Below are 23455 nucleotides of genomic sequence, written 5' to 3'. Positions count from 1 at the left end.
GTCAACGCCCTTCAATTACCTTATTCCAACGCCAAATTGGAAGCAACCAATAATCTCATTAAACTCATCAAACGAAATGCCTTTGGTTTTAGGAACTTTGACAACTTTAAGAAACGAATTTTCATCGCTCTGAATATAAAAATGGAGAGGACAACGATTGTCCTCTCCAGATGTTAGCTTTTATTCAACCCACTACAGTTGACAAAGAGCCAATTTTCATCGCTCTGAATATAAAAATGAAGAGGACATCAATTGTCCTCTCCAGATGTTAGTTTTTATTCAACCCACTACAGTTGACAATGAGCCGCTATTTTTAAGAGTTTTTTTATTTTCTCTAATAAAAGAAAAAGATTGAAGAAAATTATCCACAACGGACTTTTTCTTCAATCTGAGAGCCACTTGGCTCTTTTTTATTTATGACTTAATTTCTTGGTCAAGAAGTCGCCCAAGAACTGAATTGTAAAGATAATCAGGATAATGATGAGAGTCGCAAGGACTGTTACATCATGATTGAAACGGTTAAATCCATAAGCGATAGCTACGTTACCGATACCACCTGCTCCGACCGCTCCCGCCATAGCTGTTTCACCGACAAGGGAAATCAAGGTTACAGTTGTCACACGGATCAAGTCTGGTAGACCTTCTGATAGGTAAACACCCACGATGTCCCAGAAAGTAGCTCCACTGGCTTGAGCTGCCTCGATGACACCGCCATCTAGCTCAGCCAATACCACCTGTACTTGACGGGCAAAGAAGGCAAAGACTGCAAAAGATAGGGGTACAATAGCCGCATTTGGTCCGATACTTGTCCCTACGATTAGATGAGAGAAGGGTGACAAGACAGCCAAGAGAATGATGAATGGCACTGCACGGAAGATTGACGTGATCTTGTCTAAAATCCAGAAAACAACTTTATTTTCCAAGACACCACCTGGAGCTGTCAAGACAAGGAAAAGCCCTGCAACCAGCCCTAGGAAACCTCCGATGATGAAGGAAAGAACCGTCATATAAAGTGTCAAGTAGATTGCTGTTCCCCAGCCAGCCTGACCAGACCAACCCATCTTGTAGACGTTTGGTAAGTATGCTTTAATCAATTCTGCCATCTTACTGTCCTCCCTTCAATACTTTTAGTTGCACACCAGCTTGACGGATAGCATCTTGAGCGTTTGCCAAGGCTTCTTTTTCCCCTGACAAGACAACCACAAGTTCACCCACAGGAGTACCATCCAAAATTTCAATGTTCCCATAGAGAATATTGGCTGTTACTTGGTAATGTTTGTACAATTCATTCAAAAGTGGCTCATCTGTAGAAGCTCCTGCATACTTGAGTTGTACCAAAATGCTGTTTTCAGATAAGTGCTCTACGATTTCCTGTTTCTCAATCTTGACCATAGCTTCATCGATACCTGTCGCAGTCGAGATAAAGTCCTGAGTCAATGGTTGCTTAGGATCAGAGAAGATTTCAAGAACGCTACCTTCTTCAATCAATCGACCATCCTGCATCACTGCTACACGGTTAGCAATATCTTTGACAATCTGCATCTCGTGTGTAATCAAAACAATGGTCAAACCTAGTTTACGGTTCAATTCTTGCAAGAGTGACAAGATTTGTTTCGTTGTCTTTGGATCCAGAGCTGAAGTTGACTCGTCTGAAATCAAGATTTTTGGATCATTGGCCAAGGCACGCGCAATAGCCACACGTTGTTTTTGACCACCAGATAATTGTGAAGGATAGTTTTCGGCACGATCTGCAAGACCAACTAAGTCCAACAACTTAGCTACTTTAGCCTTCTTTTCTTCCTTGCTGAGGCCAGAGTGTTTGAGGGCAAAGGCTACGTTTTCCTCTGCTGTTTTCTGGCTCATGAGGTTGAAGTGTTGGAAAATCATCCCAATATCTTGACGTTTATGTCGTAATTGCTCAGCAGTTAAGGTAACCTTGCCATCAAAAATTACATCATTATCTACAGTAATTCGACCTGCAGATGGTTTTTGCAAGAGGTTAATCACACGAACTAGGGTTGATTTCCCTGCTCCAGAATATCCAACGATTCCGTAGATATCCCCTTCTTGGATGTGAATAGTCACATCCTTGACCGCTGTGATGGTTCTTTTCTTTTGGTGAAAAGTCACATCGATCTGATCTAACTTGATAATATCTCTACTCATAGCTTTTAATCAGCTCCTCTACTAATTCAATATGGGTGTAATAATCGGCGATTCGTACATTCTCGTCTCCACCATGGTCTCGGCTATTAGCATTTCCTAGACCAAAGGCCACCATGGGTACCTCTAAGGCATCGAATACCGTATGCATAGGACCTGTCCCTGCAGTTGTTGGCAAGACAGATACGCCCTGTGGATAGAATTTCTTGGCTAACTCAATAACATTGAGAATAGATGGTGCACTCATATCACTTCGATAACTCATCTCACCCAAGGTATAGTATAATTCTACCTTATCAAAGCCATTTTTGTCTAGCTGTTTCCGAATTTTTTCCAGAACATCATACGGTTCTAGGCCAGGAACCAAACGAACTTCTAACTTAGCACTGGCTTCTGCTGGCAAAATCGTTTTAACCCCTTGCCCTTGATAGCCTGACTGAATCCCTTCGATATTAAGAGCTGGCTCGAAAAAGAAACGTTTTAGGAAGGCTGCACGATCCTCTTGTAAGAGAGGCAATTCCAAACCATAAATCTGGCTGATTTCCCCTGGATTTCGTTGGGCGTAGGTATCAACCAAGGCCAATTCACGTTCATTTGGCACTTGTACTTCTTCGTACAAGCCTTCAACCAAGATACGTCCATCTGCAGCGCGAAGAGACTGTAAAGCTTGAAGGAGATACCAAGGAGCTGATTCCACAACCCCACCATAACTCGAATGGATATCCACATCCGCACTTTTTACCTTGGCATCAAAGGTTACAATCCCCTTATTCCCACCAGAAATTTCTAGCTGTTCCAAGGCATTTTTGGTCCCTTGTTCCCAGACCAATAAATCCGCACCACGGAGTTTATCCGCATGTTTTTCCAGATACTTGTCTAGGTCTGTCGAAGCCGATTCCTCCGCTCCCTCCATGATAAAACTGATATTGACAGGCAGATCATCATGGTGCTGCATATACTTTCTCAAAGCACTCAAACGAGCTGTGATATGTCCCTTATCATCATCAACCCCACGCCCATACATGAAGCCATTGCGGACCGAAAGCGTAAAGGGATCCTCTGTCCACACTTGATCTCCGTCCGCTGGCACAGTGTCATAGTGGTTATAGAAAATCAAGGTTTTGGCATCTGGACGCGAACTCTTGAAATGCGCCATGACAAAAGGAGCCGTATAAGTCTCATCAATCTCCACTTCAGCCCCAACACGTTTGAAAATCTCACCCAGATAATTTGCAACTTCCTTAAGTCCAACCTGCTGGGCAAAGACCGATTTCTTAGAAATCAAGGTACGCAAAACCTCAAAATAATGCTGGGCCACATGATCCTTTTCAAATTTTTCAATCTGTTCTTGTTCGCTAGGGAAAACCATTTTATCTCTACCTTTCTACTAGGACTTGTACCTTTGGAATCAATACAAGTGGATGTTCCTTTTCTTTAGTCTCTATATAAAAGCAAGAGGTGGAAAAAATCTCTCCCACCTCCCTATGTTTATTACCAAACTGGTTGATCCAAGCCGTCTGAAGTTTCTTCGATGACTTTTTTCACTTCATCAGTATGGTAAGCTGCGATAATTTTCTTGATTGCATCAGCTTTAGGTGATGATTCCCAATCTTTTTTCGCAACGATGATGTTGTACCATTGTTTTGAGTTTTCGTCAGCTTGCTCTTTAAAGAGTGCTTTCTTGTAGTCCAATTTTGCTTCTGTAACAAAAGTGTTGTTTACAACTGCTGCATCAACTGAAGTCAATGAACGAGCTGTTTGGCTAGCGTCCAACTCAGTGATTTTCAAGTTCTTTGGATTTTCTTTGATGTTTGCGATTGTAGCAAGTTCAGTTCCTGAAACATCCAATTTAATCAAACCAGCTGATTGAAGAAGGTAAAGGGCACGGCTTTCGTTAGTAGCATCGTTTGGAATAGCAATTTCACCGTTGTTTGGGATTTCTTCCACTTTAGTGTACTTGTTTTCTTCCCCATTTTTACCTGAGTAAAGGCGGATTGGTGAGATATAAGTATCTGCAATCGCTACAAGGTCTTTACCGTTTTCTTTGTTCCAGTTGTTCAAGAAGTTGTAGTGTTGGAAAGCGTTCAAGTCTACTTCACCATCAGCAGTTGCTTTATTTGGTTGTGAGTAGTCTGTAAACTCTGTGAATTCCAATTTAATTCCGTCTTTTTCAACCAATTCTTGGACTTTGTCCCAGCGTGCTTCTTCTGAACCGCTACGGTTAACAGTCGCGATTTTAACTGTAGTTGTGTTGTCTGCTTTCTTGTCTGAATTTCCGCAAGCTGCAAGTGCAAGGCCTGCTACTGTAGCGATAGCTGCTACGCCTAACCATTTTTTAATTTTCATGATTCGTTCTCCTTTAAAAATAATACTGTAATAGTATCTCACACTTTATTTGATTTCGCAAATTGTTATTAGATAGGCAGACATATAGTTTTAAACTATATGTCTAAAAGTTACAAAATCATCCACCTACGAGAGAATGGATGATTTACAAACTTATTTGATGTCAGCTTCTGCTGGGAGGTAAGAACCACCAAAGAACTGTTGAGATAATTTTTCAAGAGTTCCGTCTTTGTAGAGTTCTTGGATGCGTTTGTCAACAAATGATTTCAATTCATCTTGACCTTTTGCAAGAAGTGGGTAAACGTAAGGTTGTTGGTCACTTGGAAGTTCGATGACTTTCAAGTTATCCAAACCTTGGTTTTTGATAACTGTTTCTACACCGATTTTATCAAAAATCTTGTAGTCAAATTGTCCATCGCTCAAACGTCCCATGATTTGTTGGAAGTCAGCTTTTGTATAGTTAAGGACAGTTGGGTTATCTGCGTGTTGTTTGTTGTATTCTTCCAATTGTTTAGCTGATGTTGTTCCTTGAACGACTTCAGTAGATTTTCCACCGATATCATCAAGTGATTTGATGCTGTTATCATCTTTCTTAACTACGAGAACATTAGGGTTTTTAGCAGTTGGTGCTGCGTAAAGATATTTTTCTGCACGTTCTTTTGTATAGCTAATGTTGTTAACCGCCATTTGGTAACGATCTGCGTCAAGGCCTGCAAAGATTCCTGACCATTCTGTCTTTTCAAACTTGACATCATACTTGTCAGAGTCTTTAAAGATGGCGCGAACAACCTCAATCTCAAAACCAGTCAACTCACCGTTTTCTTCATAGTTAAATGGTTTTGGTGACGCGTTAGTTGCTACAACGATTTCTTTTTTACCAGATGTTGCTTCACCAGATGCAGCATCTTTCTTTTCACCACCTGAGCAAGCTGCCAATACACCTGCGGCTACAAGCCCTAGGGCAGCAAGTGATGAATACTTAACGATTTTTTTCATGATATTTCCTCCAAAATAGAATACAATCTTATCTTAACAGAAAAAAAGGAATTACGCTATTATATGATTTCTATATTTGTGATAGGTTTTCTTTATGGCTGATTAAAAGACCAAACGTAGGACTGCTATCAAGACTACTCCAAAGAGAACAGTCCCAACCAGATTGCGGTAACGAAAGGCTACAAAGGCCGTTGGAAAGATTGCTAAAAAGTCTAACCACTTTATCTGCGGGAGGCTTCCAACTTTTCCTGTCACCACACTTGAAAGAATCAAGGCAAAGATAATAGAAACTGGTAGAAATTTCAAAAAGCGCTCTACGATAGGCGGCAAACCCTTGTACTTGGCTAGGATAAAAGGAATCATTCTTGGAATCCAAGTCACCAAGCCAGAAAAGACAATTGCTAATAAAATATACTTACTGACCATCCAAGACCACCCCCATGGTACAACCTAGCAAGGTCGCAAACAGAACAGCTAATGACTGAGACACCACCGTCAAGAGCAAAAAGAAAGATACAGCTACAACTGCTAAAATTATGAAGAGATTGCGCAAAGGAATCCGTTTTTGCATAATCTGAAACTGGGAAGTAAAAATCCCAATAAACATCCCCACTAGGGCAAAATCTAAGCCAAAAATTTCTGGATTTGGTAGAAGTCCACCTAGAGCAGTTCCGACAACAGTTCCGACAAACCAAGCCACATAGCTGTTAAGGTTGTTCCCGTGCATCCACATAGGATTGACCTTATTCGTATGCACCAACTCGCCCATCAAAACGCCATAGGTCTCATCGGTCAAGAGGCTGGACATGCCGATATTGTGCCAAAGACTGGTATGACGAAAATAGGTCGATGCATGCAAACTGAGCAAGAAGAGACGCAGATTAATCAAAAAGACCGTCATGGCAATGGCTGCCACAGGCGCTTGAACTGCTATCAAGGCTATCATGGCAAACTGAGCACTCCCAGCATAGACAAAGAGACTCATCAAACCCATTTCTACTGGCGTCACATAGGGCGAACCGATAATGCCACAGGCAAGACCGATGCTAACATAGCCCAAAGCCGTCGGCACCGCAGCCTGCACACCCTCCCAAAATCCTTTTTCTTTCATAGACTTCCTCACTAATCATTCCTTCAGCGACTGCTTTCCAAACAGTCACAACAAAAATTATTATAACATATTCGTAAAATAGAAAAAAGTCTGCTGATTGACAAGAACAAAAAAAGACTGGGAGGCCAGTCTCATGATGCAACTTATAAACTATTTTAGATTTAATACCCAAATACCAATAAACTAACAACGATTAAAAATGTATTCCACACGATATGAAGAGCCATTGGCCAATAAACTGAACGAGTATAAAGAAATAGCATACCGAACAAGAGACCTGCTCCTGCATAAACTATGAAATCTGTTAACACCCAGCCATACTGTAAAACATGGATAAGACTAAAGAGCGTGGAGGAAATGATGACGTCAATATAGTATTTTTTAAATTTAGATAGGGCTATCATCAGAAGTCCACGGAAAACTAACTCCTCAACTATCGGAGCAATAAGACTGCCGTAGAGAATACGTGTCACAAAATAACTAATTCCCGTCAAATTGGCTACGGTTTCTTTTATAGCACTCCCATTTTGCGTGCTGGGAAAAATCCGAGTCGTTATATTTACCCACAAAAACATCAATATAAAGGAAAGAAAGAAGATACCCAGATAGGACCAACGAAACTGGAAGCGACCGTACTCTTTCCAACGTTGACTCTTAACAAGAATGACAGTAGCAACAATTCCCTCAAGAGCTATCAATAAAATTTGTAAGCCATAAAATCCAAAATCTGATAATTGGTTAACAAATTCTAACCTTGCTACAAAATTAAAAATTAAGTAATAGGCGGCTATTATCAAAACAGTTGTCAAGTAAAATTTCGTTTCTTTCCTTTTCATCGTTGATCCTTTAGAGTTTTAGTTACACCATCTTCCAGCTAAACGTACCCAAGTCCATTTTATCCAATCAAAAACACCGCAATTAGGACTTTTCCCTTTATTTATGACTCTTAAAAACCTCTAAAACAACAAGGGTAGAATTTGACCAATGGCATTATCAACTATATGCAGTCCAATAGACCAATAAATAGACTTTGTCACTCTAAAAAAGACTGCCATTATTAGACCACCACCCATATATACGAAAAAGTCTGTCAAGACCCAACCATGACTACTGATATGCAAGATTCCAAATAAAGCAGCCGAACCAAGCACATCCAGTCCCCACTTCTTCCCTTTTTCCAGAGCTGTCATCACCAATCCACGATAGATCATCTCTTCAAAAATGGGACCTGCAATCACTGGATAGAAAAAATACATCAAAAATGCAGTAGGACCTGTAAAAGTAGGAAGATCCAGTTGATAAGAAATTTCATTTTGGGTGGACGGGAAAATAAAAAAGGTAACGAAATTCCAAACAAAAAAAGCTAGAAGAGCTAAAAAGAAATAGAAAAGATAGGACACTTTAAATTTTCTGCTATTGATTTGTTGCCATTTCCCTGACCAAATCATGGCAACAAGAGCAAGCAAAACCACAAGAAAATTCAACATCATATCCGAAAAATAATAGCCAAAATCAGATAGACCAGCAGCCAAGTCGCTGTGTAAAACCAGACGGATGAAGAACTGGTCCGCAATGATAAGTAGAATAGCTACAAACAAGTAGTAACGTGAGATTATCTTTTTCATATATCACCCTTCTAAAATCCAAACACCAATAAACTAACAATAAGCAAGAAGGTATTCCATGAAGCATGTAAAGCTATGGTCCAATAAATAGAGCGTGTACAGCGAAACATCATGCAAAATATCAAGCCCATTACAAAGTAAAGTATGAAATCTGTCGTTATCCAACCATGCTGTAAAACATGCATAGCGCCAAATATGGCAGCAGAAACAAGAACATCAATATAGTAGTTTTTAAATTTAGACAAGCTTGTCATCAAAAAACCACGACACACTATTTCTTCTGCTACAGGTGCGATAAGGCTACCGTAAAGTACACGCGTAATAAAATAGCTAATTCCTGTCAAACTGGTGGCTACTTCCACTACCGTACTTCCATTTTGCGTACGAGGAAAGATACGAGTTGCTAGATTTGCCCAAACAAATAATAAGAAAAAAGAAAGAATGAAAACACCCAGGTAAGACCAACGAAACTGGAAACGACCACACTCTTTCCAATGTTCACTTTTGACAAAAATAATTGTAGATACAGTTCCCAGAATAAGTACCAATAAAACCTGAAACACATAGTAGATCTCATAAGACAAAGCTACAGTAAAATCTAAGTCTGGTATGACATTAAAAATGAGGTAATAGGTAAAAAGCAACAAGCCAGTTGCTAGGTGAAATTTCATTTCTTTCATTTTCTTCATTTAATTACTTCCTATACTATTTTATCGACGACGTCTTAACCACTCACCTGTTGGCTCTACAGTCCAAGCAAAAGCACCACGACGAGGACTCTTCCCTTGATTTATGATTCTCAAAATCCTCTAAAATAACAAAGGAAGTATATGCCCGATACCGTTATAGACTATATGTAGTCCAATAGGCCAATAAATAGACTTTGTTACTCTAAACAAGACCGCAAATATGATACCGCCACCCATATATACGAAAAAGTCTGTCAAGACCCAACCATAATCACTAATATGCAGAATTCCAAATAAAGCAGCAGAACCAAGCACGTCCAGTCCCCATTTTTTCCATTTTTCCAAAGCGGTCATCACCAATCCACGATAAATCATCTCTTCAAAAATGGGACCTGCAATCACAGGATAGAAAAAATACATCAAAAATGCCGTAGCGCCTGTAAAAGTCGGAGCAGCGAGTTGGTAAGCAAGTCCATTTTGGGTAGGTGGGAATAGGAAAAATTTGATAAAATTCCAAATAAATAAAGCAAGAAAAGCTAAAAAGGAATAAAAAAGATAGAACCCTTTAAATTTTCTACTGTTGATTTGTTGCCATTTTCCTGCTCCTACCATAAAAATAAAAACAAGCAGAACCACAAGAAAGTTCAACATCATATCCGAAAAATAATAGCCAAATTTAGATAGACCAGCAGTAAAATCATTGTTTAAAACCAGACCACTGAAGTACTGGTAAACAATAACAAATAGCATGGCTATAAAAAAGTAGTAGCGTGAGATGATCTTTTTCATTCTTTTTTCTCCTATACTATGGAATGAAGACAGTATAACACGAAAACTTCTATATTTTAGAAAATCGCATATTTGACATTTTTTCTGATGGAAATTTCACATTTGCGATTTCTAACTAATCGATAAGTGCTTTGTACTGCTGTAAGCGTAATTCAAAAAGGGCTGTTAATTGTAGATTTTCTAATATTTGCAGAGATTGGATAAAGTGTTCAATCTCTTTTTGATTGCTTCCCTTGGTCTGAAGGAAAACACTCAATTTCTTTAAAAATTGCCATGATACTTTCTCAAAAACATCATAGGGGCGAAGCATACTCTCCAACTCAGCTTCAAAGATTGGGATGTAAGAGAAAAGTTTGCGCTCCATAAGCTCTGAGATGATATTTAGAAAGCTACTTTTCATATACAGTCTATTGTGTGCCAATTCTTTAAATTCCTTGGATTTTTCGAGTAAGGAAGTTGATAAAAATATCAAATCTTGGTTGCCCAAAAAAGGCATGGTATTGCAAAAGATATAGAGTTCAAACCAGGTCCAAGATTCGATAGCATAGAGATAGGTAGTTAAAAACTCGCTATCCTCCTCTGCTAGCGGATAGCTTTTATCTAGTGAATGGATAGCATCTTTAATCACAATAGAGTTCAAACGACGATAGGTCTGCGCCATCTGTTCTTGCTCAATTTCTTTCAACAATTGCTCTAAGCCAGCTATATCTTGATGGGCAAAGCGATCCACAATCCTTCTACCAAATCGCATATGTGGAGATTCTTGGTAGTTGTTGAGCTTGTGCCCAAACTCATCAAAGGTCACATTGATCCCCTGGATAGCTAGGATCAGCTTATCCGCAGACAGCATGGATTGCCCTAGTTCGAACTTGGATAGCTGAGAGGCTGTTAGTCCACCACAAGCCACATCTGACTGCTTGAGCTTTCTCGCCAGGCGCAATTCCTTGTAAAATTCTCCTAATTCCTGTTTTTCAATCATTGCCGAACTCCCCTTTAAATATTCCCTTTACTATTCTATTCGTAAAAACTTTTTACTTTTTTAACATATTATAAAATATTTTAGCAAAAAAGCCAGCTTCAAGCTGACTTTTCATTCTATAGTATCAAAAGCGAGGCTAGGTTTGGCATTTAGCTCCAAGCCTGCAAAGTTTTCTTTGTTCCACTCGCTGACGCTGGCATAGGCAATCATGCCTGCATTGTCTCCGCAAAGACGCAGAGGTGGAATGATGACCTTGACGTCAGTGATTTCAGCTGCCAAGCGTTCTCTTAATCCTTTGTTAGCTGCCACACCACCAGCCACGACTAGGGTTTTAACAGGGTATTTTTCCAAGGCTTTCTTGGTTTTAGCCATGAGAATGTCCATAACTGCCGCTTGGAAGGATGCACACAAGTCCTCTGTTGACAAACTCTCTCCCTTTTGCTCGGCATTGTGGTGAAGGTTGATAAAGGCAGACTTCAAACCTGAGAATGAAAACTCCAGATTATCCTCCTTAATCATAGCACGTGGGAAATCATAAATATCCTGCCCCTGATGAGCCAATTCGTCAATCTCGCGACCTGCTGGATAGGTCAAGCCCATGACGCGACCGACCTTATCATAGGCCTCACCAACCGCATCATCTCGCGTTTCCCCAACAATCTTGTAATCCCCAGCCTCAGAAACATAGACCAACTCCGTGTGCCCACCGCTGACTAAGAGGGCTAACAAGGGAAATTCCAAAGGCTCCACGCTCTGAGCTGCCATGAGGTGGCCAGCCATGTGGTTAACGGGAATCAGCGGAAGTCCATGTGCCCAAGCAAAGGCCTTGGCAGCTGACAAACCAACTAGTAAGGCTCCGACCAATCCTGGTCCGTAGGTGACCGCCACAGCTGTCACGTCCTCTTCCGTAATCCCTGCTTCTGCTAGCGCCTCCTCAATACAGGCTGTAATGACCTCGACATGGTGACGACTAGCTACTTCCGGCACTACGCCCCCAAAACGTTTGTGACTCTCAATTTGACTAGCAATGACATTGGACAAGAGCTCATCGTCGTTTTTCAAGACGGCGACACTGGTCTCATCACAGGATGTCTCAAATGCTAAAATATATCTATCCTTCATCTATTTCTCTCTTCATGATGATGGCGTCCTCTACTGGTTCATGGTAATAGGCCTTTCGCTCAGCGATGACTGCCATATTTTCTTTCTTGTAAAATGCTTGCGCTCGTTGATTTGACTTTCTGACTTCGAGAAAAATCTCTTTGTCTGTCGGTAATTGAGCAAATAAGACTGATGCTATCCCCTGCCCCTGATAAGCTTTCTTGACAGCGATTTGCAAGACTTCTGCTTCAAAAAGATTCTCCTGAATTGCTAGAAAACCTATCACTTCTTCCCCATCATAAGCTAGAGCATACCAAGTCTGGTCTTGGGACAGGTCTGCTTGGATTTGTTCCAGCGTCCAAGGACTGACTGGGTAAACATCCGTCATGACAGCGTAAATTGCCTGCGCCAAGTCAGGTTGCTGTTGGATTCGTTTGATTTCAATCATAGGCGTTTGATGTAAGATTCTCCAGACTCAGTGTGATTTTTGAGCCAGTTTTCCTCAGCTTCAACACGTTTGAGGTAATTTGGCACAAAGTCATGCAAGGATTCTGCTTCCTTATCCCAAGCCCAAAGAGCTAGATTAGCCGCATTTGGCAAGGTTTCCTGATAGTTAGCCTGTGGTAGTTGTTCTTGAATCTGCTCCACAAAGGCTCCTACTTCACCGACAAAAGTGACTTGTTCAGCATCTTTGACTTGCTCCAAAACTTCTGCAAAGGACAGATGCGCCTCTGGAAAGACAGGCTGAGCATTTTCATAAAATCCTGCGTAAACATTGTTGCGACGCGCATCCATCAAAGGTACTACAAGACCTACTTGCTGGCTTGGTACCAGAGCCAAAAGGCTAGACATCCCCACTAACTCAATGTTCAGGGTATGAGCCAAGGTCTTGGCAGTTGCTACCGCGATTCGCAAACCTGTGTAGCTACCTGGCCCCTCTGCTACAACGATTCGATCCAAATCTTTGGGCGTCAAATCTAGACTAGCTATCAAAAAATCGATGGCTGGCATAAGGGTAATACTGTGATTTTTTTTGATATTGATTGTCGTCTCGGCAAGAAGCTGCTTGTCCTCTAAAATGGCTAGAGACAGAGCCTTGCTAGACGTATCAAATGCTAATACTTTCATAACACATTCCTATCTTTTTGTCTGTTTACTATTATACTACAAAAGAAGGCGCATGGGAATTTTCTTTGTTTTGAAGCAAAAATGTCCTGCCAAACAGACAGGACAAGTACTTAAGCATTCAAACCAAAGTAAAATACAAGCCAAACCACATAGGTTACAAGAAGGAGGAAAATGGAATACAGTGTTACAAAGAGAATTTTCCAGTGTACAGCTGTTTTTCTATGTTCCAGCCGAACAAATACTAGATTGCCACCGTAAACACAGGCAACAAAAACAGCAAATACCAAGAGACGAATCGCGATAGCTAGTTGAAACATAGAGAGCCTCCTTTCTCCAATTCTAAAGGCAAATATTTCAAAATCATCATCTAACGAAAAGGAGCCCAAGCAGTTGTAGCAATATGTAGAATTTCCATCCAAATAGGTGAAACACAAAATCAAGCATAGCTAGTCCTCCTTAATCAAGAAAAACCTCTTTTCTAACTTTATTATAGCACTTGCATCGGATGTCTTCAAATACTTATACAAGGTATAATGAAACCCATTTCAAGCTCCTTACTTTCATGTTTCCTGCTTTTACTAATTCCCCTTTTTATGTTATAATTGAGATAATTGTAACGAATCAAGGTCAATAAAGACAAAAAATGAACTGGAATCAAACCAGCTTCAAACTGAGCATTTTTGAATATAGCTGACCTGAAAGCAGAAAGGAAACATATGATTTACAAAGTTTTTTATCAAGAAACAAAAGACCGTAGCCCACGTCGTGAAACAACACGCTCACTATACTTAGACATCGATGCTAGTTCAGAACTTGAAGGACGTATCGCTGCTCGCCAACTTGTCGAAGAAAATCGTCCAGAATATAATATCGAGTATATCGAACTCTTGTCTGACAAACTGCTAGACTACGAAAAAGAAACTGGCGCATTCGAAATTACGGAGTTCTAATATGGCCTACACTCTTAAACCAGAAGAAGTCGGCGTTTTTGCCATTGGTGGTCTAGGAGAAATCGGAAAAAACACATATGGTATCGAATACCAAGACGAAATCATCATCGTTGATGCAGGGATTAAATTCCCTGAGGATGACCTACTTGGTATCGACTACGTTATCCCTGATTACTCCTACATTGTAGAAAATATCGACCGCGTCAAGGCTCTCTTGATTACACACGGACACGAGGACCATATCGGAGGGATTCCTTTCTTGCTCAAGCAAGCAAACATCCCTATCTATGCTGGTCCACTGGCCCTTGCCTTAATCCGTGGAAAACTCGAAGAGCATGGACTTTTGCGCAATGCTACACTTCACGAAATCAACCACAATACGGAGTTGACCTTTAAAAACCTTAAAGCAACTTTCTTTAGAACAACCCACTCGATTCCAGAGCCATTGGGAATCGTCATCCATACACCTCAAGGGAAAATCGTTTGTACGGGAGACTTCAAGTTTGACTTTACACCAGTTGGTGAACCTGCAGACTTGCACCGTATGGCAGCCCTAGGTGAAGACGGAGTGCTTTGCCTACTCTCTGACTCGACCAATGCTGAGGTTCCAACCTTTACAAACTCTGAAAAGGTTGTCGGCCAGTCGATCATGAAGATTATCCAAGGTATCGAAGGACGTATCATCTTTGCATCCTTTGCCTCAAATATCTTCCGTCTCCAGCAAGCAACGGAAGCTGCTGTTAAGACCGGGCGTAAGATCGCAGTCTTTGGGCGCTCTATGGAAAAGGCCATTGTTAACGGGATTGAACTTGGCTACATCAAGGCTCCTAAGGGAACCTTCATCGAACCAAATGAAATCAAAGACTATCCTGCAGGCGAGGTTCTCATCCTCTGTACAGGTAGTCAGGGCGAGCCTATGGCAGCCCTCTCTCGTATCGCTAACAGAACTCACCGTCAAGTGCAACTCCAACCTGGCGATACTGTCATCTTCTCATCTAGCCCAATTCCAGGAAACACCACTAGCGTTAACAAGCTGATTAACATCATTTCTGAAGCCGGTGTTGAAGTAATCCATGGTAAGATTAACAACATCCATACATCTGGACACGGTGGTCAGCAAGAGCAAAAACTTATGCTCCGCTTGATTAAGCCAAAATACTTCATGCCTGTTCACGGTGAATACCGCATGCAGAAAGTCCACGCTGGACTGGCGGTGGATACTGGCGTAGAGAAGGACAATATCTTTATCATGAGTAATGGTGATGTGCTTGCCCTCACTGCAAATTCTGCCCGCATCGCTGGTCATTTCAACGCTCAGGATATCTATGTCGATGGAAATCGTATCGGTGAAATCGGCGCTGCTGTCCTCAAAGATCGCCGAGACCTATCTGAAGATGGTGTTGTACTGGCTGTCGCAACCGTTGACTTCAAGTCTCAAATGATCCTATCTGGACCAGATATTCTCAGCCGTGGATTTGTCTACATGAGAGAGTCCGGCGACTTGATTCGCCAAAGTCAACGCATCCTTTTCAATGCTATTCGTATCGCATTGAAAAACAAAGATGCCAGCATCCAATCTGTCAATGGCGCCATCGTAAATGCTATTCGACCATTCCTTTATGAAAATACTGAACGTGAACCAATCATCATTCCAATGATTCTCACACCAGATGAAGAATAAGAAAAAATTCTCTGAAATCCTATGACTTCAGAGAATTTTTATTATTTCACGACAATTTGTAGCAATTATTTTTTTTAATCAACTATTCTATAAGACTTATAACTCTCACCGACGCTTGGTCTCAATAGCTTTTTTCACCAAAATCTGTTGATAAGCTTCCATATCTCCGCGTTTCAATGATTCTTCTTCATGAATGGATAATCGCCATTTATAAGCCTGAATTTCCTTATCCAACAACTCCTGAGGTGCCCCAATCAGATTCAAAATAGTCAGACGCTCTTCAATACTCTTTAAAGGATAAACATCTGCAAGATTAACTGTTCTAGTCACACTTGTAGAGCGTTTTCTATGAATATAGATGGCTTTATTCATATAGGCTATCTTATCTGCTTGAAGGTAAACCTTATAGGTCGTATAATCGTCCTCTACCTTCTGATCCGTTGGATAGACAATATCCTTGAAAAGCTCTGCTTTATAGAGTTTTGCCCGTGGAACTGTAAAACATTGACTAAGATTATACTTTCCGTCATATTGATGATAGAACCAATCAAAAGGGCTGTACACTTGTTCAAAATAGTTGTCTGCACCTACATGGATTAAAAAACTTCCCTGATCTTCAATAAACTGAGTGAAATTACCAATCGCAATATCTGCATCCGTTTTTTTCAATAAATCATAAAGGCTTTGAATATGGTCTAACTCTAGCCAATCATCATTATCCACAAAGACAATGTAATCACCTGTCACAGCTTCCAAGGCACGATTGCGACTGGAAGCAACTCCTCCATTTGGCTTATGGTAAACTTTAACACGCGCATCTTGATTTTTATATCGTTGACAAATAGCTGCTGAATCGTCAGTTGAACCATCATTGATTAAAATAACTTCAAGATTTTGATAAGTTTGTTGAAGAATGCTATCTAAACATTTTCAAGATAGGTCTCTGACATATAAACAGGAACGATAACACTTATTTTTTCAATTTTTAGTCTAAGTGCTTCAAATATCGCTGGATTGATACAATCATATTCTCTTAGCCACAAACTCTTGATTATATTTCTCCATACTAAGTTGATGATTGAAATACAAATTGTCAGCAAGTGAAATACTAAGCTAAACGCTATATAGTTATTGTTATCTTTATCTAGGAAGATCTATTCTAAAGCTTTCACGACACTTCCCTTATTTATCCGTTATTTAAAAAAGTAACTTCAACTCTTCCCTGGTCACTAAGTACGGATTCATCTTTTGTTTATCATAAGCAGATTGATATTTTTCTGGATTTACAAGTTGAGATAATTCGTCAATCATCTCTGCTACACCATCCCTTGGAAACACATGGTCAGTAACATAAAACTCTGGTTGGTGACACGTGTCCTTAAAAGCATAAAGGACCATGCCATTTTCAAGAGCTGTACGGCTACCATCAAGTATTTCCTGCGCATGAGAAATATCCAGATAAATGCTACACGTTTGTAAAAGTTTCTCATATATCTCTCTAGACAGGCCTGGGTAGAGATGAACATTTGCATGACAATCCAAATCTAATAAACGCCCTCCCATTACTGTTAGCGCAGCAATATGAAATTCAAAATTCGGTAGGGCAGATACAAGGACTTCAATTTGCTCTAGTTCTTGCGTATCTGTCAAAATTAAAATATGCGGGCGAAACTCCCTAAAGGCCCCAAGAAACGTTGGTAGATAAATCAGGGGAAGATTCATATTGTCTGTCTTTAATTTCAAATCTCGAGTCAGTAGTTTCCCACAACGATCTTTTAAATACGAAATATCTTCGACAGATAACTCTTCTCTTATATAAAACATTATCTGATTAGATGAGAGGTTAGGCATATCCCTAAGCAATCTTATATCCGATAACACTATACAATCACCTGTAGATAATTGTTTATCTAAAATCAGTTTTCTTGCTTCATCAATTGAAGAAAGGCCCTGTTCCCGACCGTTTGCTTCTCGATAAAGTGCACGATTATGAGATGAAAAAAGATAGAGTTGCTCTTGATTTTCCTGACCATAAATGTCTATCTCTTTTTTTCCACCACTCCAAATTTCTCTCTGAAAACAAGTTCCCGATAAATCATAATGATCTTTTGCACAACAAATACCTTTGTTATCATACCATTCGACTACCTCCACCATTTGTGGCCACTGAGGATAGCAGTAAATCTTCCCTTTTTTATTTCCTTCCGCTACGATATCACCTGTAGAAAGAACCTCCCAAAATCGAGGTAAGGGAAGTTGAGTCATGTGTAAGGGATTTGAACTTTCATGATTAGAAAAAAAACTAGTAAAAATATTGTTAATCGTTAATGATTTCAGATTCTTCCCCATAAGTTCTAAATCTTTTTTTAGGCGATCGTCATCTGAAGACCATTCCCTTGTCAGATAATAATACATCATTTCTTTTTTATTTCCATTCTCTAGTCAAAAATTCATACCATTGTTTTATTATGCGGTCTGATAAATATTCTTCAGCCAAGCGGTAAGATCCTTCCCTCAGCTGTTTGATTTGTTTGAAGGCTTTCTCTAAAGCTTTTGTTAAATCAACCACAATTTCCTCATCCGAACGAGCAGCAAAAGGAACTAAATAACCATTTTTACCCTCTTGAATAAAGGTCTGATTTCCATATGGTACATCTAAACCAACAAGAGCTTGTCCAGAACCAATTGCTTCTAATAAAGTTATACCAAAAGTTTCCCATTCCGAGGTAGCCAAATAAAGTTCATACTCTTTGAAACGGTTTGAAATTGTCTGATGCCCCTTAAGATGGATATAATTTTGTGCTCCTAGATTGGCAATCTCTGCTTCAATATCCTGCCATAGCATCCCTTGCCCATAGATATCTAAGTTGACGTCTGGAAAAATTTCATGAAAAGCAACGATGGCTTTGATTGCTAAGTCTAACCGTTTTCGGCGTTCAAACCGCACGGCAATCATCACAGAATAAGGTTTTCGTTCATCAGCTAATTGCAACTGTTCTAGGGCAGCTACTGGAAGAACGCGAACTTGACCAGTTTTCCCTAGTAATGCTAAATGTTTTTCCAATTCATCCTTCTGTGATTGCGTTGATACTAAAATATCATCAAATTCCTCGGCATATTGAAAAAGGTGATAGTATTCAGAATTGATCTGATCTCCCCAATAATGAATAGAGTGCACAACACAGGATAATCTTGCTTCTCCTTTTAAACGTAAAAGAGGTGATGTGAAGGGAAGATTCTCTAGACGATCAATAAATACATGATCCTCTTTACTAAACTGCAACTCTGATAAGGCTCGCTCTAAAAATTCAGACTCACTATAGAACCACTCCGATCCACACCGATAAACTGCTTCAGTATCCTCACCTGGTTCTTTCTTAATCTCTTCAAAGGCTATGGAACCATCTCTATTATGAAACAGTCGGCGAACAACTCTAGCTACTATACCAAATCCAGCATCCACTGCTGTAAAAAATTCTGTGAACAGCTTTTTCTTACCATAATGTTCTCTACGAAGTAAACGACCAAATACATAATAATCTACATAATCCACATAATCCGGTTTTAGACTGTTTTTATGTAGAATGGTAGTCACACCATCTTGTTCTTGAAAAATCACTTCACAATTATTTTCCTTATATTCAGCAGTCAGGTGTAAGAGCTGCTTCATATCATCTATACGGATCCCCAAGCTCATATCACGCTGATCTGTCAACAACATATGTGCTAATAGGATTTCTTCCTCAAGATGACCCAAAGAAAGGTAATAGTCCCATTTAAATCGAGGAGGGACCTGTGTAAAAACAAAACTGGCAGGAAGGTCCAAGTCGCGAAAAACCTTCCCACGATATGCTTGAGCAACATCTACACCATTTGGTTCTAAACCCACCATAAGATTAAAAGTGTAAAGCATTCTTTAACTCCAAACTAAACTCTAATCACAAGCATCAAAGCATGGACTCCATAAAAGAAGTGAACTAGCGAATGATTAGATTATCTACTAAAACTTTCTCATTTATCTAACGAATTGAGGTAAGCTTTAATCGCCACTACCATCGCTTCAGGAGTTTGTGAAGAAAAAATCTGACTTCCTCCTGTTGGGTCCTTACTGGTATTATCAAAAGCAAAGATCGGTTTCCCTAATTTATGAATCTCCTGAGTGATATTCATAATTTCGTTAAAATGATTGATATCCAAATAAAAATCGATTTTGCTAAGAACATTTTCAAAATTATAAGGATTGAACTGTGGATAAATGGACACATTTAAATATCGTTGTAAATCGACCACTTGGGAGGCAAAAGTTGTATGAGCCAAAATATGAAAATGAACCTCAGGTAGTGCTTTTATCAAAAACTCCAAGTGCTCCATCTCGCAAGCATTTGTAAAGATTGCAGTATGATATTTTTCTTTTTCTGTAAGCTCATCTAAACCATGTTTGATAATCTCTTTCCGTAAGATAATATCTGACCAATCTAAAGCATAGAAGAACCACCACTTATCTCCCAAGCGATTATTATATACAGCTGACCATGGTTTTTCGTCTGTATAATGAATAACAGAAACCTCTGATTCATATTGATTCGCTTTTACATACCATTCATCTTTTTGAAAACGTGTCGCAATAGTATCCATTCCAACCATAAAATTGTAATTGACGTCTAGCTCTTTCCATTGCCCTACAAAAAATCGGTTTAAAATTCCTTGATCACCAAACTCAACTTCATGGTACTGATCTGCTAATTCAAACAATTTTGTTGAAATCGCATGCTCTCTCCAATGGGCATTATTTATCAATAAAACGCCTGAATTGAAATTTGTTTGCTGCAATTCATCTCTAACTGCTGCGACTGGGCCATCACCTAGATCTATTGCAAAAAGGGGTGTTAAATCTCCATTGACAATAATATCCGAATCAAGATATAAAACCTTATCTTCCTTCAGTATGTCTGGAATAAAAAAGCGAAAATAAGCTGCGTATGATAAATGCGCCGTTGGTAAACGATATTTTCGGAGATGATTATTAGAAATCTTTACATTTACAATTTCTGAATGAATAGCTTTCAATCGCTGATTCATAATACGAAACCATTCCGAAGGTAGATCGTCATTAAAAACATAAAATTTTATATTATCGTTATAAGCACAAACAGACTTGATAGTAGTTTCCACCTTATCCATATATCCATTATCTGCTCCAAGTACGATTGCTTTCTTCATTTTTCAATCCCTTTTATCTAACGTTTATTTTCTTTTTCTATTAACTAATAAAATCTGTCGAATTTCATCTACCATTTTTGAGGTTCTTCATGAGCGATTACTTTATCAAAGAGTTCTGCTTGATGGGCTACAATATCTAAGGGCAGCACAGTTTTTCCCTAGATCTTGATAGGTTTGATTGAGAATACTATCTAGACATTGTCGTAAGTAGTTTTCAACGTTGTAAACTGATACAATTATACTAATTTTTCTGTCATTTTTATATTTCTCTTTATACTTTTCCAAAGTTATGAAAAACGGTTCTTCAGTAGGATTCCCAATTCACTACTAGCTTTCTATAGTTTGCGGAAAAATTCTCTGATGAAAGCTGAGATATCTTTACTCATGATTTTATCCAGCCTCTCAGTAGTCAACTCCTCTGACCGGTTCCACCAATATCCTTGATTTGACCATCGGGTAAAAGTTGAAAAAAGCGCTGATGTTGCTTATTTTTATGTGAAAATATACAGAATTTTCCAGATACTGATACCATTGCTAATCTTCCCCTTATAACTTTGACCAAGAACACGAGTCTCTATAGAGAGTTTTCCCAAAAAAATCTTTATGAAAATCTAGTATTTTTTAGTCAAAAGTCTAGATTTATTCCATTTTAATTATACATTATTTTTAGCAAAAGAGCTATCATATAAATATATCTATTAGATATTATTGACACATTCAACTATCAATATAAGTCAATCATCTTTATTCAGTAAGAATATTTGATATATAGAATTATCTTCTAAACTTGAGATTATTTCCTTATTTTTCAAGAATCAAAAAACCTAGATTCTAACAGCTAGTAAATAACTAACGGTTAAAGTATAGGTTTACTCAGAAAACAATCATTATTTCACAACAAGCTCATAACGAGTTTTGCTGGTGAATGTTTCACCTGCTTTGAGGATGACTTGGTCTTTAAGGTCGCTATGAATAGCATCTGGTAAAGCTTGCGCTTCAAGAGCAATCCCATTGTGCTGAATCATTGACTGACCAGCGATGATGACACTCTCATCCACAAAGTTTGCTGTGTAGACCACAAAGCAAGGAGCCTCTGTCTTGAAGAGCAGGAAGCGACCTGAACCTTGGTCATAGAGGAAACCAGCATTGTCATGTCCTGCAGGAAGAGCAAATGGATGGTCCAAACCAGATACGAGTTTGATTTGTTCATCTTCGTCTGCAAAAATATCCTTAAGCAAAGCTCCATTGTAGATATGCTTGACCACATCACGATTAGCATCCGGTGTTTTAGCTGGCACGCCGTCTGGAGCGATTGGATAGATGCCTTCAGTGTTCAATTGGAAGACATGGCGGTCAACAGTCTGAGTGAAATCGCCTGACAGGTTAAAATAGCTATGGTTGGTTGGATTGACCAAGGTATCCTGGTCTGTCGTCACCTTGTAGCTAACTTCGTAGGCACCACTTTCTTCCAAGTTGTAGCTAATCCAGATCTTAAGATTTCCAGGGAAACCTCCAGTCCCATCTGTTCTTTCTGTGTAAAGAGTCAAACCATGGTCACTCACTTCGACTAGCTCAAACAAGTTAGAATCCCAACCAGTTGAGCCACTGTGGTTACAGTTGCTAGCATTGTTGACTTCAAGATCATAGGTCTTACCATTGAGTTCAAATGTTGCTCCTGCAATACGACCTGCCACTGGACCTACACTTGCTCCATGTTTAGGGCTATTTCCCACATAGCTTTCGAAATCGTCAAAACCTAGGATAACATTGGCAAAATTGCCAGTCTTATCTGGAGTTACATAGCGTAAAATTGTTGCTCCATAAGTCATGATTTCCAGTTGGTATCCTGCCTCCGTTTCAAAACGGTAAGCGAGGACATCCTTGCCATCAACTTTCCCAAATACACGTTCTGTGTATGCTTTCATCCTTCTCTCCTTTTTCTAATTCAATTAAGTAAACAAACCATAGAAAGCGCATTCACGTTCTATGGTTTTATTGTATGATTTACAGACACCTTTGTCAAGAAACCATAGATATTTTATTAACAAAAGTCGTTTCTTCTATTTCTGATCTATGCTTCTACACGTTCAGTCCATGAAGTAGCTGTTGTTTGAAGTACTTTATTGAGTTCATCAATGTTTTCAAATCCAGTTGTACAAAGCCATTCGCGAGCTGCTGCTTCTCCATCTTTGATGTAAGCTTCAACAGATCCAGCCCATGTTGCACGTCCACAAAGAACACCATTGAAGTTTGCGCCTGATTCGTGAGCAAAGACAAGAGTTTCTTGGAAAAGTTTAGCTGATACACCTGCACTCAAGTAGATGTAAGGAAGGTTAGTAGCTTCGTCTTGGGCTTTAAAGAAGGTAGCAGCTTCTTCACGTGTATGAACGATTTCTCCATCACCAAAGCCTTCAACGTATTTCACGTTAACTGGAACTTCTACTTTCAAGACATCGATGTTGAAACGTGGATCTGAGAAGACTTTCATAGCGCCGATAACCTTGTGTGGTTTTACTTTAGCGTATTCTGCAGAACCAGCGTCAGCAATCTTTTCATCGTAAGCAAGAATTTCAAGGAAGAATGGAATATCTTCAGCCACACACTCAGAACCAATGCGTTCGATGTAGGCTTGTTTTTGTTGATTAAGTTCGTCAGAGCTATCTACGTCATAGTAAAG

Annotated in this window: 25 protein-coding genes and 1 pseudogene; 3 read left to right on the top strand and 23 right to left on the bottom strand. The window is 39.5% G+C overall.

What is annotated here, in order from left to right; all coding sequences use genetic code 11:
• Window positions 1-177: transposase (locus HMPREF2805_RS11575; RefSeq protein ID WP_261676384.1), on the top strand; the 177-nt coding region annotated here is incomplete at its 5' end.
• A 233-nt stretch (window positions 178-410) separates the two neighbouring features.
• Here HMPREF2805_RS11575 and HMPREF2805_RS09480 read toward each other — a convergent pair.
• The 16 genes from HMPREF2805_RS09480 to HMPREF2805_RS09405 all read right to left on the bottom strand — a co-directional run bounded on the left by HMPREF2805_RS09480 (window position 411) and on the right by HMPREF2805_RS09405 (window position 13244).
• Entirely contained in the window at window positions 411-1103 is a 693-nt protein-coding gene (locus HMPREF2805_RS09480) for a methionine ABC transporter permease (protein ID WP_004250431.1), read from the bottom strand.
• Window position 1104: 1 nt separating this feature from the next.
• Window positions 1105-2166: a methionine ABC transporter ATP-binding protein gene (locus tag HMPREF2805_RS09475; RefSeq protein ID WP_075232311.1), complete on the bottom strand. Its 1062-nt coding sequence runs from the start codon at window positions 2164-2166 to the stop codon at window positions 1105-1107.
• Window positions 2159-3532 carry a M20 family metallopeptidase gene (locus HMPREF2805_RS09470; protein WP_075232310.1) on the bottom strand — a complete coding sequence of 458 codons (1374 nt, stop codon included), beginning with the start codon at window positions 3530-3532 and terminating at the stop codon, window positions 2159-2161. Before HMPREF2805_RS09470 ends, HMPREF2805_RS09475 begins: the two co-directional genes overlap by 8 nt.
• A gap of 122 nt (window positions 3533-3654) precedes the next feature.
• Window positions 3655-4509, bottom strand: a complete 855-nt coding sequence (locus HMPREF2805_RS09465; RefSeq protein ID WP_000694516.1) for a MetQ/NlpA family ABC transporter substrate-binding protein — start codon at window positions 4507-4509, stop codon at window positions 3655-3657.
• A gap of 153 nt (window positions 4510-4662) precedes the next feature.
• The gene (locus tag HMPREF2805_RS09460) at window positions 4663-5505 is read right to left on the bottom strand and encodes an amino acid ABC transporter substrate-binding protein (protein WP_045762539.1); all 843 of its coding nucleotides are present in this window, start codon (window positions 5503-5505) and stop codon (window positions 4663-4665) included.
• A 102-nt stretch (window positions 5506-5607) separates the two neighbouring features.
• Window positions 5608-5931, bottom strand: a complete 324-nt coding sequence (locus HMPREF2805_RS09455) for an AzlD domain-containing protein (protein WP_049526398.1) — start codon at window positions 5929-5931, stop codon at window positions 5608-5610.
• Window positions 5921-6616 carry an AzlC family ABC transporter permease gene (locus HMPREF2805_RS09450; RefSeq protein WP_075232309.1) on the bottom strand — a complete coding sequence of 232 codons (696 nt, stop codon included), beginning with the start codon at window positions 6614-6616 and terminating at the stop codon, window positions 5921-5923. Before HMPREF2805_RS09450 ends, HMPREF2805_RS09455 begins: the two co-directional genes overlap by 11 nt.
• Before the next feature lie 161 nt (window positions 6617-6777).
• Window positions 6778-7452: a CPBP family intramembrane glutamic endopeptidase gene (locus HMPREF2805_RS09445; RefSeq protein ID WP_075232308.1), complete on the bottom strand. Its 675-nt coding sequence runs from the start codon at window positions 7450-7452 to the stop codon at window positions 6778-6780.
• Window positions 7453-7572: 120 nt separating this feature from the next.
• Window positions 7573-8241: a CPBP family intramembrane glutamic endopeptidase gene (locus HMPREF2805_RS09440; RefSeq protein WP_049526392.1), complete on the bottom strand. Its 669-nt coding sequence runs from the start codon at window positions 8239-8241 to the stop codon at window positions 7573-7575.
• An 11-nt stretch (window positions 8242-8252) separates the two neighbouring features.
• The gene (locus HMPREF2805_RS09435) at window positions 8253-8930 is read right to left on the bottom strand and encodes a CPBP family intramembrane glutamic endopeptidase (RefSeq protein ID WP_075232307.1); all 678 of its coding nucleotides are present in this window, start codon (window positions 8928-8930) and stop codon (window positions 8253-8255) included.
• Between the two features lie 120 nt (window positions 8931-9050).
• Window positions 9051-9719 (bottom strand): CPBP family intramembrane glutamic endopeptidase, encoded by a 669-nt coding sequence (locus tag HMPREF2805_RS09430; protein ID WP_075232306.1) that lies wholly within the window; start codon window positions 9717-9719, stop codon window positions 9051-9053.
• A gap of 115 nt (window positions 9720-9834) precedes the next feature.
• The gene (locus HMPREF2805_RS09425; protein WP_075232305.1) at window positions 9835-10698 is read right to left on the bottom strand and encodes an XRE/MutR family transcriptional regulator; all 864 of its coding nucleotides are present in this window, start codon (window positions 10696-10698) and stop codon (window positions 9835-9837) included.
• Window positions 10699-10809: 111 nt separating this feature from the next.
• Window positions 10810-11820: a tRNA (adenosine(37)-N6)-threonylcarbamoyltransferase complex transferase subunit TsaD gene (tsaD, locus tag HMPREF2805_RS09420; RefSeq protein ID WP_075232304.1), complete on the bottom strand. Its 1011-nt coding sequence runs from the start codon at window positions 11818-11820 to the stop codon at window positions 10810-10812.
• Window positions 11810-12247, bottom strand: a complete 438-nt coding sequence (gene rimI, locus HMPREF2805_RS09415; protein ID WP_075232303.1) for a ribosomal protein S18-alanine N-acetyltransferase — start codon at window positions 12245-12247, stop codon at window positions 11810-11812. Before rimI ends, tsaD begins: the two co-directional genes overlap by 11 nt.
• Complete coding sequence (gene tsaB, locus HMPREF2805_RS09410) at window positions 12244-12927, bottom strand: tRNA (adenosine(37)-N6)-threonylcarbamoyltransferase complex dimerization subunit type 1 TsaB (RefSeq protein WP_075232302.1); 684 nt, start codon at window positions 12925-12927, stop codon at window positions 12244-12246. Before tsaB ends, rimI begins: the two co-directional genes overlap by 4 nt.
• Before the next feature lie 110 nt (window positions 12928-13037).
• The gene (locus HMPREF2805_RS09405) at window positions 13038-13244 is read right to left on the bottom strand and encodes a hypothetical protein (protein WP_075232301.1); all 207 of its coding nucleotides are present in this window, start codon (window positions 13242-13244) and stop codon (window positions 13038-13040) included.
• A gap of 399 nt (window positions 13245-13643) precedes the next feature.
• Between HMPREF2805_RS09405 and HMPREF2805_RS09400 the strand changes: the two genes are divergently transcribed.
• On the top strand, window positions 13644-13877 hold the full coding sequence (locus HMPREF2805_RS09400; RefSeq protein WP_000639568.1) for a DNA-dependent RNA polymerase subunit epsilon: 234 nt from the start codon (window positions 13644-13646) through the stop codon (window positions 13875-13877).
• 1 nt (window position 13878) lies between these two features.
• Window positions 13879-15558, top strand: a complete 1680-nt coding sequence (gene rnjA, locus HMPREF2805_RS09395) for a ribonuclease J1 (protein WP_075232300.1) — start codon at window positions 13879-13881, stop codon at window positions 15556-15558.
• A gap of 105 nt (window positions 15559-15663) precedes the next feature.
• Here the strand turns inward: rnjA and HMPREF2805_RS09390 are convergent.
• The 7 genes and pseudogenes from HMPREF2805_RS09390 to HMPREF2805_RS11570 all read right to left on the bottom strand — a co-directional run.
• Window positions 15664-16541 (bottom strand): annotated as a pseudogene (locus HMPREF2805_RS09390) (glycosyltransferase family 2 protein).
• A gap of 214 nt (window positions 16542-16755) precedes the next feature.
• A complete protein-coding gene (locus HMPREF2805_RS09385; protein WP_075232299.1) occupies window positions 16756-17976 on the bottom strand; it encodes a glycosyltransferase family protein in 1221 nt (406 codons plus the stop codon).
• A gap of 7 nt (window positions 17977-17983) precedes the next feature.
• Window positions 17984-19471 (bottom strand): glycosyltransferase, encoded by a 1488-nt coding sequence (locus HMPREF2805_RS09380; protein WP_075232298.1) that lies wholly within the window; start codon window positions 19469-19471, stop codon window positions 17984-17986.
• Between the two features lie 98 nt (window positions 19472-19569).
• On the bottom strand, window positions 19570-20778 hold the full coding sequence (locus tag HMPREF2805_RS09375; protein ID WP_075232297.1) for a glycosyltransferase family 8 protein: 1209 nt from the start codon (window positions 20776-20778) through the stop codon (window positions 19570-19572).
• 105 nt (window positions 20779-20883) lie between these two features.
• Window positions 20884-21063 (bottom strand): glycosyltransferase, encoded by a 180-nt coding sequence (locus tag HMPREF2805_RS11690; protein ID WP_371607937.1) that lies wholly within the window; start codon window positions 21061-21063, stop codon window positions 20884-20886.
• 602 nt (window positions 21064-21665) lie between these two features.
• Window positions 21666-22703 (bottom strand): aldose epimerase family protein, encoded by a 1038-nt coding sequence (locus HMPREF2805_RS09370; RefSeq protein WP_075232296.1) that lies wholly within the window; start codon window positions 22701-22703, stop codon window positions 21666-21668.
• Between the two features lie 146 nt (window positions 22704-22849).
• Window positions 22850-23455: tagatose 1,6-diphosphate aldolase (locus tag HMPREF2805_RS11570; RefSeq protein ID WP_261676372.1), on the bottom strand; the 606-nt coding region annotated here is incomplete at its 5' end.

This window comes from Streptococcus sp. HMSC034E03, from assembly GCF_001811505.1.
In the GTDB taxonomy this organism is placed as follows: Bacteria; Bacillota; Bacilli; order Lactobacillales; family Streptococcaceae; genus Streptococcus.
Note: the sequence above shows the minus strand (reverse complement) of the source record. Positions and strands in the feature narration are given on the sequence as shown.